Origin of the sequence: Psychrobacter sp. I-STPA10 (assembly GCF_021012795.1) — a bacterium.
Lineage (GTDB): Bacteria > Pseudomonadota > Gammaproteobacteria > Pseudomonadales > Moraxellaceae > Psychrobacter.
The window spans coordinates 142,409-156,512 of the sequence record NZ_VFYU01000014.1 but is presented as its reverse complement, the minus strand read 5'-3'; the positions used below and the strand labels follow the sequence as shown (position 1 = coordinate 156,512).

General features: G+C 35.9%; 9 protein-coding genes. All 9 read left to right on the top strand.

All coding sequences use genetic code 11. The features are described from left to right. The first annotated feature begins 325 nt into the window (after window positions 1–325). The 9 genes from FHK89_RS06525 to FHK89_RS06485 all read left to right on the top strand — a co-directional run bounded on the left by FHK89_RS06525 (window position 326) and on the right by FHK89_RS06485 (window position 14,016). Entirely contained in the window at window positions 326–3,193 is a 2,868-nt protein-coding gene (locus FHK89_RS06525; protein WP_230658231.1) for a 2-oxoglutarate dehydrogenase E1 component, read from the top strand. Window positions 3,194–3,290: 97 nt separating this feature from the next. After that, window positions 3,291–4,550: a 2-oxoglutarate dehydrogenase complex dihydrolipoyllysine-residue succinyltransferase gene (gene odhB, locus FHK89_RS06520; protein ID WP_230658228.1), complete on the top strand. Its 1,260-nt coding sequence runs from the start codon at window positions 3,291–3,293 to the stop codon at window positions 4,548–4,550. A 134-nt stretch (window positions 4,551–4,684) separates the two neighbouring features. Further along, window positions 4,685–6,139, top strand: a complete 1,455-nt coding sequence (lpdA, locus tag FHK89_RS06515) for a dihydrolipoyl dehydrogenase (RefSeq protein WP_230658225.1) — start codon at window positions 4,685–4,687, stop codon at window positions 6,137–6,139. A gap of 315 nt (window positions 6,140–6,454) precedes the next feature. Next, entirely contained in the window at window positions 6,455–7,621 is a 1,167-nt protein-coding gene (sucC, locus tag FHK89_RS06510; RefSeq protein WP_230658222.1) for an ADP-forming succinate--CoA ligase subunit beta, read from the top strand. A gap of 157 nt (window positions 7,622–7,778) precedes the next feature. Then, on the top strand, window positions 7,779–8,654 hold the full coding sequence (sucD, locus tag FHK89_RS06505) for a succinate--CoA ligase subunit alpha (protein ID WP_230658219.1): 876 nt from the start codon (window positions 7,779–7,781) through the stop codon (window positions 8,652–8,654). Window positions 8,655–9,347: 693 nt separating this feature from the next. Beyond that, entirely contained in the window at window positions 9,348–9,962 is a 615-nt protein-coding gene (locus FHK89_RS06500) for a hypothetical protein (protein ID WP_230658216.1), read from the top strand. Next, window positions 9,959–11,131, top strand: coding sequence for a glycosyltransferase (locus tag FHK89_RS06495; RefSeq protein ID WP_230658214.1), 1,173 nt, complete (start codon window positions 9,959–9,961; stop codon window positions 11,129–11,131). The genes FHK89_RS06500 and FHK89_RS06495 overlap by 4 nt, the downstream gene beginning before the upstream one ends. Window positions 11,132–11,136: 5 nt before the next feature. Beyond that, the gene (locus FHK89_RS06490; protein WP_230658212.1) at window positions 11,137–12,159 is read left to right on the top strand and encodes a glycosyltransferase family 2 protein; all 1,023 of its coding nucleotides are present in this window, start codon (window positions 11,137–11,139) and stop codon (window positions 12,157–12,159) included. Window positions 12,160–12,843: 684 nt separating this feature from the next. Next, on the top strand, window positions 12,844–14,016 hold the full coding sequence (locus tag FHK89_RS06485) for a nucleotide sugar dehydrogenase (RefSeq protein ID WP_230658209.1): 1,173 nt from the start codon (window positions 12,844–12,846) through the stop codon (window positions 14,014–14,016). Window positions 14,017–14,104 lie beyond the last annotated feature (88 nt).

Genomic DNA, 14,104 nt, shown 5'->3' with positions numbered 1-14,104 from the left:
CTTATTTATGGCAAAATAACATGTAGTATAGCAACCATCACTATAATGATATAGTGATGTGATATTTTGACAAAATTAAGTAGTGCTAACATTGTTGCATAGACCATAATCTATTATGTCGGTTTAGTGATGGATTAAATAAATTCTGTGCAAAATAATATAACGACAACGCCAAATCAAGGAAAGATGGCGTTAGATAAACCAGTGTATAGTAAGAATTAAAATATTACTTTACGGTTAACCTACAATATATCGCCTATGTAGCGATTAAGATTAACCAATTACATTATTCATCTTCTTCCATTCACATTAAATAGAAAATACTATGAATACTACCGATCTTCCCTCTGCTTCTTTTTCAGAATTGTCAGCAGACAATGCGACTTATATAGAAGCCCTCTATGAGCAATACTTGCTCGATCCTAATAATGTTGATGAGCAATGGCAGCAGTATTTTAGCCAATATGAGACAGGTAATGATGCCCGTCATCATGCCATTCAAGACCAGTTCTTGTTATTGGCTCGCAACCAAAGTGCGAATAAGCTACCGAGTTCTTCTGTGTCCAACAGTGGTACGGCTGATCCTTTAGCTTCAAAACAGATGGGTGTACAAAAGCTTATCTCTGCCTATCGCCGTCGCGGTCATCGCCGTGCTCAGCTAGATCCACTTGAGCTGCACCCTAGAGCAGAAGTACCTGATTTAACCCTTGAGTTCCATGGTTTATCTGAAGCAGATCTAGATACCGTATTTCATACCAGTGATCTAAACATTGGCAAATCAGACGCAACGTTGCGTGAGATTATTGAGATTATGGATCTGGTGTATTGTAATCATCTGGGTGTGGAATACATGCATGTGACCACCAGTGAAGAAAAACGCTGGATGGAGCAATATTTAGAAAGCACCTTAGGTCATATCAACTTTGATAATGAGAAAAAAATCTCTATTTTAGAGCGTTTGACAGCCGCTGAAGGGTTAGAGAAGTATTTAGCACGTAAATATACTGGGGTTAAACGCTTTGGTTTGGAAGGTGGTGAGAGTTTTATTCCTGCGGTCAATGAGCTGATTCAACGTGCGGGCGGTTATGGTACCAAAGAAGTGGTCATTGGTATGGCGCACCGTGGTCGTTTAAACCTGCTAGTCAATATCTTGGGTAAAAATCCTGCTGATTTGTTTGATGAGTTTGATGGTAAAGTACAGCCTGAAAAAGGTTCAGGTGATGTGAAATACCACAATGGTTATTCATCTAATGTGATGACACCAGGTGGTGAAGCACATTTGGCTTTAGCATTTAACCCATCACATCTAGAAATCGTATCTCCAGTGTTAGAAGGTTCAGTACGTGCCCGTCAGGTACGTCGTCATGACACCACAGGTAATCTTGTTCTACCAATCGTTGTCCATGGTGATGCTGCTTTTGCGGGGCAAGGTGTGGTACAAGAGACCTTCCAGATGTCACAAACTCGTGCTTATACTACAGGTGGCACAGTGCATTTGGTTATCAATAACCAAGTTGGTTTTACCACCAGTCGTCAAGAAGATGCACGCTCAACAGAATACTGTACTGATATTGCTAAGATGGTGCATGCGCCTATTTTGCATGTGAATGGTGATGATCCAGAATCTGTGGTATTTGCTGCCCAACTTGCATTAGATTATCGTCATAAGTTTAATAAAGACATTGTTATCGATTTGTTCTGCTATCGCCGTAATGGTCATAATGAAGCAGATGAACCTTCTGCAACTCAGCCACTGATGTATGCAGTGATCAAAAAACTACCAACAACACGTGCTATTTATGCCAAGAAGTTGATTGAAGAGAAAGTCATAGAAGCTGCAAAAGAAAAGCAGCTTGAAGATCAGTATCGTGAATCACTGGATAAAGGTGAGTATGTGGTTAACTCATTAGTACGTGAGCCAAATACTGAACTATTTGTTGATTGGAAACCCTACCTAGGTCATGAATTAACCGATGACTGGGATACCAGTGTTGATATCGAAAAATTAAAAGCCTATGGTCGCCGTATGGCGGAATTACCAGAAGGCTTTAAGCTACAGCGTCAGGTACAAAAAGTTGTTGAGCAGCGTTTGGCAATGCAAACAGGTGAAGAGCCTTTAAATTGGGGTGCTGCTGAGACATTAGCTTATGCTACTTTAGTGGAAGAAGATTACTTAGTACGTATTACTGGTGAAGATGTGGGACGTGGGACGTTTTCTCATCGTCACTCTGAGCTTTACAATATCAATGATGGCAGTATGTATGTGCCATTAGCCCATATTAGTGATACCCAAGCTCGTTTTGCCACCTATAACTCTTTATTATCAGAAGAGGCAGTCTTAGCATTTGAATATGGTTATGCAACCACAGTGCCACAAGCATTGGTTGTTTGGGAAGCTCAGTTTGGTGACTTTGCCAACGGCGCACAAGTGGTCATTGATCAATTTATCTCTAGTGGTGAAACGAAGTGGCAGCGTGTATGTGGTTTGACCATGTTATTACCACATGGCTTTGAAGGTCAAGGTCCTGAGCATTCATCAGCACGCCTAGAGCGATATTTACAGCTTTGTGCTGAAGATAATATGCAAGTGATTACTCCAACTACACCTGCACAGATTTATCATGCGCTGCGCCGTCAAGCGGTGCGACCCATTCGTAAGCCGCTGATCGTGATGTCACCTAAGAGCTTGCTACGTCATAAGTTAGCAGTATCTAATCTTGAAGAGTTGGCAAATGGTAAGTTTGAAACAGTTATTCCAGAAGTTGATCAACAAGATGCAGCAAATGTAACTCGTTTGGTGTTCTGCGGTGGTAAAGTTTACTATGACTTGCTAGAGCAGCGTCGTGAGCTAGGACTTGAACATGTGGCATTGGTGCGTATTGAGCAACTATATCCATTGCCAGAAAAACGTATTTTAGAAGAAGTGGCTAAATACGAAAATCTTGAAGAGATATTATGGGCACAAGAAGAGCCACGTAATCAAGGTGCTTGGTACTATCTTGCACCCCATATGTTCCGTTTGATTGCACCTCCAAAACCTGCTAAACGTCCGACCAAAGCGTATCTTTTAGAACCAGTAGCAAGACCTTCTGCTGCTGCACCTGCAACAGGCTCACCAAAGATTCATGCACAACAGCAAAAAGATTTGGTCGCCCAAGCGTTGGGTGTTGATGTACAAAAATTGGTTAATTAAAAGCAAGTTTTACAGCAATACAGATAGCATAAAGACATCAATATTATTTTTAATTACTTATTGAAACAAATAAAACTTATATCAAAGGAGCAATTCCATGGCTGAAATCAAAGCCCCAGTCTTTCCAGAATCAGTTGCAGATGGCACCATCGTAGAATGGCATGTTAGTGAAGGTGAGCAAGTTAATCGTGATGATGTTCTTGCTGAGATTGAAACTGACAAAGTTGTATTAGAAGTTGTTGCCCCTGATGATGGTGTGGTAACAAAAATTGTTAAGCAAGTAGATGACACGGTGTTGTCTGATGAAGTGATTGGTGAATTTGAAGCAGGTGCTTCAGCAGATGCAGCAGCTGATAGTGTTGATGATGGTAGTGCAGATACCACCATTGATCCAAAAACTGTCGCAGCCCCTGTAGAGAAAAAACAACAAACTGATGGTGGTCAGCCTCAACAAGGATCAGCGCCTGAGCCTGAGCACAAAGACCAAAGCCCAGCCGTGCGCAAAGCAGCTAAAGAGTCTGGTGTAGATCCTAAGCAAGTTGAAGGCAGTGGACGTGGTGGACGTGTGACCAAAGCAGATATGAGCAGTCCAACGCTAAAAGCAGACAGCTCAATTAAGTCAGATAGTGGTCGCCCTGTGGCAGAATCTGTGGGTGAACGTACTGAAAAACGTGTACCAATGACTCGTCTACGTAAACGTGTGGCAGAGCGTCTATTATCTGCAACCCAAGAAACAGCAATGTTGACGACGTTTAACGAAGTGAACATGAAGCCGTTGATGGACATGCGTAGTAAATATAAAGATCAATTTGAAAAACGCCATGGTACACGTCTAGGCTTTATGTCATTATTCGTGAAAGCAGCTACCGAAGCACTAAAACGCTTCCCAGCAGTGAATGCTTCTATTGATGGTGATGACATCGTTTATCATGGTTATTATGATGTTGGTGTTGCTGTATCTTCAGATCGAGGTTTGGTTGTTCCTGTACTACGTGATACAGACCGCATGAGTATGGCAGATGTTGAAGCAGGTATTCGTGAATTTGCAGGTAAAGCACGTGATGGTAAATTGTCTTTAGAAGAGATGACAGGTGGTACGTTCACTATTACTAATGGTGGTGTATTTGGTTCATTAATGTCTACACCTATCTTAAATCCACCACAAACTGCAATTTTGGGTATGCATGCCATTAATGATCGCCCAATGGCAGTTGATGGTAAAGTTGAAATCTTACCAATGATGTATCTGGCATTGTCTTATGACCATCGTATGATTGATGGTAAAGATGCCGTGCAGTTCTTGGTGACTATCAAAGAATTGGTGGAAGACCCAACTCTAATGTTACTTGACCTGTAAAGTACACAGGCTTGTATTGGCAACCGCTGATACAAGCTTTTTGCATTTTAGCTTATAAACTTAATAACTAAATGCTAAAATAATCAAGAAAAATTTTATTGTCTTTTTTAATTTTATAAATAATAGGTTTTATTATGAAAAATAATTATGATTTGGTTGTAATTGGTGGTGGACCTGGTGGCTATGAAGCAGCCATTCGTGCAGGTCAATTGGGCATGAGTGTCGCTTGTATCGAAAAACGTGTGCATAAAGGCGAGCCCGCTTTAGGTGGGACTTGTTTGAATGTTGGCTGTATTCCTTCAAAAGCATTGTTAGACAGTTCACATCGTTATGAGTCGACCAAGCATGAGCTTGAAGAGCATGGTATTACTACCAGTGATGTCAATATTGATGTAAGCAAAATGTTGGCTCGTAAAGATGGCATCGTCAAACAGTTGACTGGTGGTGTGGCAGCGTTATTAAAAGGCAATGGTGTAGACTGGCTACAAGGTTGGGGTACGTTAGTTGATGCTAAAGGTGCTGAGAAAAAAGTGCAGTTTACCCCGCTAGATGAAAACAGTGAAGCACAAACTATCACCGCAAAATATGTCATTCTAGCAGCAGGTTCTGTTCCTATTGAAATTCCTGTGGCTAAAACTGATGGTGAATATATCGTTGACTCAACCGGTGCATTAGACTTTAGTGAAGTACCTGAGCGTCTTGGTGTGATTGGCGCAGGTGTCATTGGTCTAGAGCTTGGCTCGGTATGGCGTCGTTTGGGTAGTGACGTTGTGGTCTATGAAGCCTTGCCAGAATTTTTGGCTGCTGCTGATAAAGACATTGCCAAAGAAGCTGGAAAACTACTGAAAAAACAAGGACTTGATATTCGAGTCAATACCAAAGTGACCAATGCCGAAGTCAAAGATGGTAAAGTAGTCGTTACCAGTGAAAAAGATGGTACTGCATCGGATGACACATTTGATAAATTGATCGTTTGTGTTGGTCGCCGTGCTTACTCAGAAAAATTGCTTGCCGACGACTGTGGTATTCAACTAACCGAGCGTGGTTTGGTTGAAGTCAATGAGCAATGCAAAACCAATGTTGATGGTGTTTACGCAATTGGCGACTTAGTACGTGGACCAATGTTGGCACATAAAGCGATGGAAGAGGGCATGATGGCAGTGGAGCGTATCCATGGCGAAAAACCTCAAGTGAACTATGATACCATTATCAATGTTATCTACACCCACCCAGAAATCGCATGGGTTGGTCTAACTGAGCAGCAAGCTAAAGATCAAGGCTACGAAGTCAAAACTGGTTCATTTAGCTTAGCAGCAAATGGTCGTGCTTTGGCACAAGGTGAAGCACAGGGCTTGATTAAAGTTGTTGCTGATGCCAAAACTGACCGTCTACTTGGTATGCATGCTATTAGTGTTGGTGCAGGCGACATTGTGCATCAAGGTATGATTGCGATGGAATTTGTCTCTAGTATCGAAGATCTACAACTAATGACCTTTGCACACCCTACAGTTTCTGAAGCGGTACATGAAGCTGCTTTGTCTGCTGATGGTCGAGCCATTCATGCAATTCAACGCAAAAAACGTAAATAGATCGTTTTAGTCACAAATAGATAAGTGTATATATGCTACTTAAGGGAAAGTCTGACTATAAAATATAAGACTATTGTTAATTTGTTAATTAAATAGGTAGATGAGTGAATAGATAGATTGATAGGTCAATCAATCTATCTATTTGTCATCATTTAGTTAGATTATAACTTAAGTAGCATCTTTAAAATGTGTTACTTATCGATTGCTATATAATATGTTATGCTTTTTTACTTTATATCATGTCAGAAGCCATAAATTCATTCTTACAACGAAATTGGCTGCTGACTGGGTATATTAACAATAAGGAAAGAATCAATGAATTTACATGAATATCAAGCTAAAGAATTATTAGAAAGCTATGGTTTACCTATCCAAAAGGGCATCATTGCTTACAATGGCGATGAAGCAGCAGCAGCTTTTGATAAAACCCCAACTGATATGGCGGTTATCAAAGCACAAGTACATGCGGGTGGACGTGGTAAAGCAGGCGGTGTGAAAATTGCTAAAACTCGTGAAGAAGCCAAGCAAATTACTGATGAACTTATTGGTAAAAATTTAGTTACTTACCAGACGGATGCAGATGGACAGCCTGTAAACTTTGTATTGGTTGCAGAAGATATGTATCCAGTACAAACTGAGCTATACCTTGGTGCTGTTGTTGATCGTTCAAGCCGTCGTGTTACCTTTATGGCATCAACTGAAGGTGGTGTTGAGATTGAAAAAGTAGCAGAAGAAACACCAGAAAAACTATTAAAAATCACCGTTGATCCCTTAGTTGGTTTGATGCCTTTCCAAGCTCGTGAAGTGGCATTTAAACTTGGTCTTGAAGGCAAACAAGTTAATCAGTTTGTTAAATTAATGACTGGCGCTTACAAAGCATTTGTTGAAAATGACTTTGCTTTATTTGAAATTAACCCCCTAGCAGTACGTGAAAACGGTGAGCTTGCTTGTGTTGATGGCAAAATTGGTATTGACTCAAATGCACTATATCGTCTACCAAAAATTGCAGAGCTACGTGATACTTCACAAGAAAATGAACGTGAGCTAAAAGCATCTGAATTTGACTTAAATTACGTTGCCCTTGAAGGTAATATTGGCTGTATGGTAAATGGTGCTGGTCTTGCGATGGCAACCATGGACATCATTAAGCTATATGGTGGTAAACCAGCTAACTTCCTAGATGTAGGCGGTGGTGCAACCAAAGACCGTGTAGTTGAAGCATTTAAAATTATCCTAGAAGATGACAGCGTAGAAGGTGTGTTGATCAATATCTTTGGTGGTATTGTACGTTGTGACATGATTGCAGAAGCCATTATTGCGGCAGTTAAAGAAGTAGATGTGCAAGTACCTGTAGTTGTACGCTTAGAAGGTAACAATGCAGAAAAAGGTGCTGAGCTACTAGAGTCATCAGACGTTAAGATTATCTCTGCACAAGGCTTGTCAGACGCTGCACAAAAAATCGTTGATGCAGTAAAAGCATAATCAGAGCAAATACAATGTATTACTAGATGTGTGTTGGGCAAAGAAGAAAACTTTTGCTTATGCCACTATTGTTTTAGTTGGCTTATGATTATGAAAAATAAAAAATATTCATAATTCTGACATACAAATATCTGTAAAATAAATATAAGGATTAATAATGAGCGTACTAATTGATAAAGACACCAAAGTATTGGTGCAAGGCTTTACTGGTAAAAATGGTACTTTTCACTCAGAACAAGCCATTGAATATGGCACAAAAGTTGTCGGTGGTGTGACGCCTGGTAAAGGTGGACAAACCCACTTAGGCTTGCCTGTATTTAATACCATGCAAGAGGCAATGGACGAAACCAATGCTGATGCAACCGTTATCTATGTGCCAGCACCTTTCGTTTTAGACTCTATCATTGAAGCGGTCGATGCGGGTGTGAAGCTAATTGTTGTGATCACTGAAGGTGTACCGACACTAGATATGCTAAAAGCCAAACGCTATGTTGAAGAAGCGGGCGATGTGAAAATGGTTGGTCCGAACTGTCCAGGCGTGATCACACCAGGTGAGTGTAAAATTGGTATCATGCCAGGTCATATCCACCAGCCAGGTAAAGTCGGTATCATCTCACGCTCTGGTACATTGACTTATGAAGCGGTAGCCCAAACAACTAAGCTAGGTTTTGGTCAGTCTACTTGTATCGGTATCGGCGGTGACCCAATCCCAGGTATGAACCAAATTGATTGCTTAAAACTATTCCAAGAAGATCCACAAACTGAAGCCATTATCTTAATTGGTGAAATTGGTGGTACAGCGGAAGAAGAAGCAGCAGCTTATATCAAAGAGCATGTGACTAAACCTGTGGTTGGTTATATTGCTGGTGTAACTGCACCAAAAGGTAAGCGTATGGGACATGCTGGTGCGATTATCTCTGGTGGTAAAGGTACAGCAGAAGAGAAGTTCAAGGCCTTTGAAGATGCTGGTATTGCCTATACTCGTGACCCATCTAAAATTGGTGAGAAGCTAAAAGAAGTTACTGGTTGGTAAACCATAAAAAGTTTATGGTTTTTACTTGATAATGTAATAGAACCCCCCCTATAATAAGGGGGGGTTCTATATATTAATTTAATAAGATGACCAAAGAGCTACTAAGTACTTATAGTATGTTTTTATTTGTTATGTAACAATATTGTACCTATTTGTGTTGTACTAATTTTATTATTATATGAGATTTTAGCTTATCAGAAATAACCTTATATACTAGAAATATGGAATATAATAGTAAGTTAAGCTGAAATAAACATAAAAAGTTGTTTTGTAGATGCAACTAAAATAGAATTTTTACTAGACTTAAATTGTAATACCATTAACTATTAGCATAGTATCTTGATACAAGAGATATTATCAATATCAAGTTAAACAGAAAAACCTTTTTTGAGATTAACCTAAAAAAGTTATGAGTGACTTTATATTCAAGGTTCTACTGGTATGCAACAAGGTCTTTGGTACTTAATTAAGTGGTTTTTTTCTCTTTCCCATAGCCTAAAGCCATCTGAAAGACTGTAGTTTTATTAAAACTGACTGAAGATCTTTCAATAAGCAGTTTATTAAGTATGCTTTGCTTACAGTAGCTTAGCTTCATTTACTTTTTCTTATTGTGCTATCCTAAAAGTTTTTACTTGACTAGTATAGCTCCATTAATTTTATTTTTTATCTTACATAATTATCAAGAGATTAAGAATGCATAATCCACTAAGTTTCGCACAAAAATCAGCTATTAGACGTTTTGTTAAAACAATTGGTGAGGTTGAAGTTATTTATGAAATAGGAACAAGACATAGTAAAGATTTAATGAAAATCATCAATTTTAAAAATAAAGAGAGAAAAGATATTAAGTATATTCATTTTAATAAAAGAAACACCAAAATTAATGAAAATTGTGATTTGTTTATTTGTATTGATACACTATGTTTTTTATCACCCACATGGAAAGATGTAATACAGGATTATGTTGGTATATCTAAATTTTCTATTATCATAAATCCAATGTGGACAATAGGAGATGTTTCATTAGATTTTAAACAGTATGGATATGAATGGTATATTAAAAATGTACCAGTCAAAAGTGCAAGCTATATCAAAAAATGGTTCGCTAACCAAAAAACATATGATGTTTCTACTAAGAGATATATTAAAGATAGTTATGGTGTTTGGCAAATGGGTATCACTAAACTAGATTTAGAAAGACAGTTAGAAATGCTAAACTGTAAGATTATAGAAGAATTTCATTTAGGTATAAATGAAATGCCATGGATACATAATAAAGCATATTTAATAAAACGAGATTTAGTATGAACGTATTATTTATTAATGGAGTTTTTCCTGTATTATCTCAGACATTTGTGTTGGATCATATTAAAGGCTTCAAAGAAAGTGGTGCTAAGGTTCAGGTTTTAGCTCGGAAAAAAACTAACTTTCAGTTTGAAAGTGCAGTTCCAGAAATTGAAGAGAAGTTATTATATATTAAACCTGTTAATAAAAAATTGATTTTAAGGTGTATTAAAGGGTTTATTAAGCGTCCTAGAAAAAGTTTAATGTTAATAGCCTTAAGGTTAAATAAAAAGATACATCTACAAACTCTCATTACGTATTTACAGCTTGAGAGTGAGCCAGATGTTATGATTACTCATTTTGGAAATAATTACCCAATCTCAACTCAGCTCAAAAAATATGTATTAAAATCTGCTAAAAATATAATAATTTTTCATGGTCATGATATAACATCTTATATATATAAAAATGGTTGGAAGAAATATAGACAAGTAGATGCATATATAGATTATGCAATTTGTGTTAATAAAAAATTTGCTGAAACTTTAAGAAAAAATACTAACATTAAAAATATTGAATGTATCTATTTAGGAACTAATTTACCTATACAAACAAGATTATCGCATTATCAGGATATTCCACAATTATTATTTGTAGGTAGAATGGTAGAGAAAAAAGGGCTAATATATCTAATATTAGCATGTAAAATATTGAAAGATAAAGGAGTGAAGTTTAGGTTACATATAGTTGGAGATGGTCCATTAAAGAAAGATATAGAAAACGAAATCAGAGCTATAGGTTTATTAGATCAGGTTGTAATATATGGTGCTCAACAACATAGTTTCATTATTGATTTGATGAATAAATGTGATATTTTTGTGTTACCAAGTATTGTTGCTTCTAACATGGATTCAGAAGGATTACCAGTAGTTCTAATGGAAGCTATGAATGCTGGTATGATAGTTGTATCTACATATCATTCTGGTATACCTGAGCTTGTTACAAATAATATAAATGGATTTTTGGTTAAAGAAGGAGATTTCATAGAGCTAGCTAATACTATCAAAAAAGCTTTTAATTTAGATGATAGTAGTAAATATGAAATAATTAAGAATGCTAAAGACAAGGTTCAGAATCAGCATAATAAAAATATACAGGTGCAAAAATTAATTTCATTAGTAGGAAAGGTATAATTACAATGAAAGTAGTACATGAGATAACAGTTATAATACCTAATTATAATAGAGATGAGACACTAATAAAGGCATTAGCTTCAGTGCTTTTACAAACAGAAAGTGTTAAAAAAATTATAGTTGTTGATGATTGTTCGGATGTGGAGATATTTGAAAAAGTTAAATCTAAAATTGATACTCTTAATAGTCTTGATTATGATATAGAAATTGAACTAGTAAGAATGGCAGAAAATTCTGGTGCAAACGTTTGTAGAAACTATGGTATAAATATGGTTGATACTAAATATATAGCTTTTTTAGATAGTGATGATATATGGACTCAAAATAAAGTAAAGACACAAATGGAACATATTTATCGTGGAAGTTATCAGGAAACGCGTCCAATTTTATCTTGTACAGGAAGAGTTAGAGTTGATGCTGAGTATTCTATAATTGCTCAGCAGTTTTCTGGAAGAGAGTTAATATATGATAAGTTGCTAACATCTAACTATTTAGGTACTTTAAGCTCTGTTGTAGTAGAGACGTGGATAGCAAGGTTTATAGGAGGTTTTGATCAAAGTTTACCGGCATGTCAGGACTGGGATTTTTTTATTCGAGTATCTAGATATATTAAATATGTTGGTGTTTCAGAACCTCTTTGTATTTATGTAGATCATGATGAAGAAAGAATTACTAGTAGTAATAAAAATAGGATATATGGACATCTAAAAATAAGAAGTAAGTATTTAAAAAATAACCTTTCATATTCAGAATATACTGAGTTTTTTAGAAATATAGCTGAGGATTTTTCAGAGTTGGGAGATAAGAGGAATGCTATTAAATACTATATGCACTCTCAACTATCGAAAGAAAATAATATGATACTAAGAGTTGTAAAGTATCCATCGATTTTAAGGTATGCCACAAAAAACTGGAAACTAATAAAGTCTTTTAGATATATAAAATATCGAGAAAAGCCTGTAAAGATAAATATAGATGAGTATAACTCTTTAATTTCTAATATTAATATTATAGAAGAAAGCTTATGATTTTTCGAAGTTAATTTATCTAATATTCATATTAAGTTATCTGTTACGAGATTTTAATAAAATAGTTGAAATATATAAGACATAAAAAGAATCATGGTTTTATAGATGATTCTCTTATTTACCAAGATATTTTGGATCACATAACACTATGTATAAAATCGTTAAGTTAAGTGGTTGGTAATATAATTTCTTTTATCATTACTGAGAGTACAATACATGATGTTAAAGTAATTTCTGGCTTGCTAAGAGTGTGTAGACTTAACACATGTTGTCATACTTTATATGTAAGCTATCGATTGATTGCTATTCATTGTGGTAAATTGAATTTTTTTTATAAAAATATTGTTGTACTAACCTTTACTTTTTAATAGTTTGAGCTATAAAATGTAACAAAATTAAGTCTGTTGGGTGAAATTTATTACAGTAAGGTTAGTGAAAAATTATCAGGATAAATGAATTATCATAGAGATGAATATTGAATAATAGTATCCAGTGATAGAGTTGAAGTTACTAATATTGGCAGTTTACTTACTGGAAATGCATTAATATATATTTTATTAGGATTATTGCATCCTGTAGACAGTTCTGAGAAAGTTTACTAGGGATTAATTGGAATGTAGATTGATTTATATTTAGGTGAGGATCATATTGTATATTTTGAATATATATGGACGAAATTAAAGAATGAAAAAGATAACAATTGCAGGTACTGGCTATGTTGGTCTATCTAATGCAGTCCTTTTGGCACAGAAGCATGAGGTAATAGCATTAGACATTGATGAGAAGAAGATTAGTAAAATAAATCAACTTCAATCTCCTATTGATGACAAAGAAATTGCAAATTTTTTGGCTCGTAAAGAGCTTAACTTAATTGCAACAACTGATAAGCAAAAAGCATATCAGCTAGCAGATTATGTATTAATTGCAACTCCAACGAACTATGATGTTAAGTCTAACTTTTTTGATACTAGTAGTGTTGAAACAGTTATTGATGATGTACTTGCTATTAATCCTAATGCAGTTATATTTATTAAATCAACAGTGCCTGTAGGGTTTACAAAAAATATAAATGAAAAATTAGGTATTGATAGTGTGATTTTCTCTCCAGAATTTTTACGAGAAGGTAAGGCATTATATGACAACCTTTATCCTTCTCGAATTGTTGTTGGTGAGCAGTCTGAAAGAGCTAAAGAGTTTGCCTATATTTTGGCTGATTGTGCTATTAAAGATGATATTGAGATATTGCTGACTAATAGTACAGAGGCGGAGGCTATTAAGTTATTTGCTAATACGTACTTAGCATTACGAGTGGCTTATTTTAATGAGTTAGATACATATGCCGTAGTACATGGCTTAGATACTGAACAAATTATTAAAGGAGTTTGTTTAGATCCTAGAGTAGGAAATTTTTATAATAATCCATCATTTGGTTATGGAGGTTATTGCTTGCCTAAAGACACACAGCAGTTATTAGCAAATTATAAAGATGTACCTCAAAATTTAATTCAAGCTGTTGTTTCATCAAATAAAACTCGGAAGCATTTTATTACAGAAAATATATTATCTAAAAACCCTAAAGTAGTAGGTATTTATCGTCTAATTATGAAGGCTGGTTCTGATAATTTTAGAGCATCGGCTATTCAGGATATTATTAAACAATTGAAATCGGTGGGTACAGAGGTGATCATTTATGAGCCAAATTTAGCTGAATCGACCTTTTTGGGTTCAGTTGTATTAGGTAACTTGCAAGAATTTAAAAGTAAATCTGATATTATTGTTGCTAATCGTCTTACTGATGAACTTCAAGATTGCTTAGATAAGATATATACAAGAGATTTATCTGGTTCAGATTATTAAGATATAACCCTTGATTTATTATATATTTTTTAAAAGCAATAACTTTACTAAACTGTTAAGTTACTGCCCTGCTCAGGTTAGGTATATA

Bases quoted from the DNA above. Each gene is read 5' to 3' on its own strand.
- sucD (WP_230658219.1), top strand. From the start codon at position 7,779: ATGAGCGTACTAATTGATAAAGACACCAAAGTATTGGTGCAAGGCTTT.
- sucC (WP_230658222.1), top strand. From the start codon at position 6,455: ATGAATTTACATGAATATCAAGCTAAAGAATTATTAGAAAGCTATGGT.
- lpdA (WP_230658225.1), top strand. From the start codon at position 4,685: ATGAAAAATAATTATGATTTGGTTGTAATTGGTGGTGGACCTGGTGGC.
- FHK89_RS06495 (WP_230658214.1), top strand. From the start codon at position 9,959: ATGAACGTATTATTTATTAATGGAGTTTTTCCTGTATTATCTCAGACA.
- odhB (WP_230658228.1), top strand. From the start codon at position 3,291: ATGGCTGAAATCAAAGCCCCAGTCTTTCCAGAATCAGTTGCAGATGGC.
- FHK89_RS06485 (WP_230658209.1), top strand. From the start codon at position 12,844: ATGAAAAAGATAACAATTGCAGGTACTGGCTATGTTGGTCTATCTAAT.
- FHK89_RS06490 (WP_230658212.1), top strand. From the start codon at position 11,137: ATGAAAGTAGTACATGAGATAACAGTTATAATACCTAATTATAATAGA.
- FHK89_RS06525 (WP_230658231.1), top strand. From the start codon at position 326: ATGAATACTACCGATCTTCCCTCTGCTTCTTTTTCAGAATTGTCAGCA.
- FHK89_RS06500 (WP_230658216.1), top strand. From the start codon at position 9,348: ATGCATAATCCACTAAGTTTCGCACAAAAATCAGCTATTAGACGTTTT.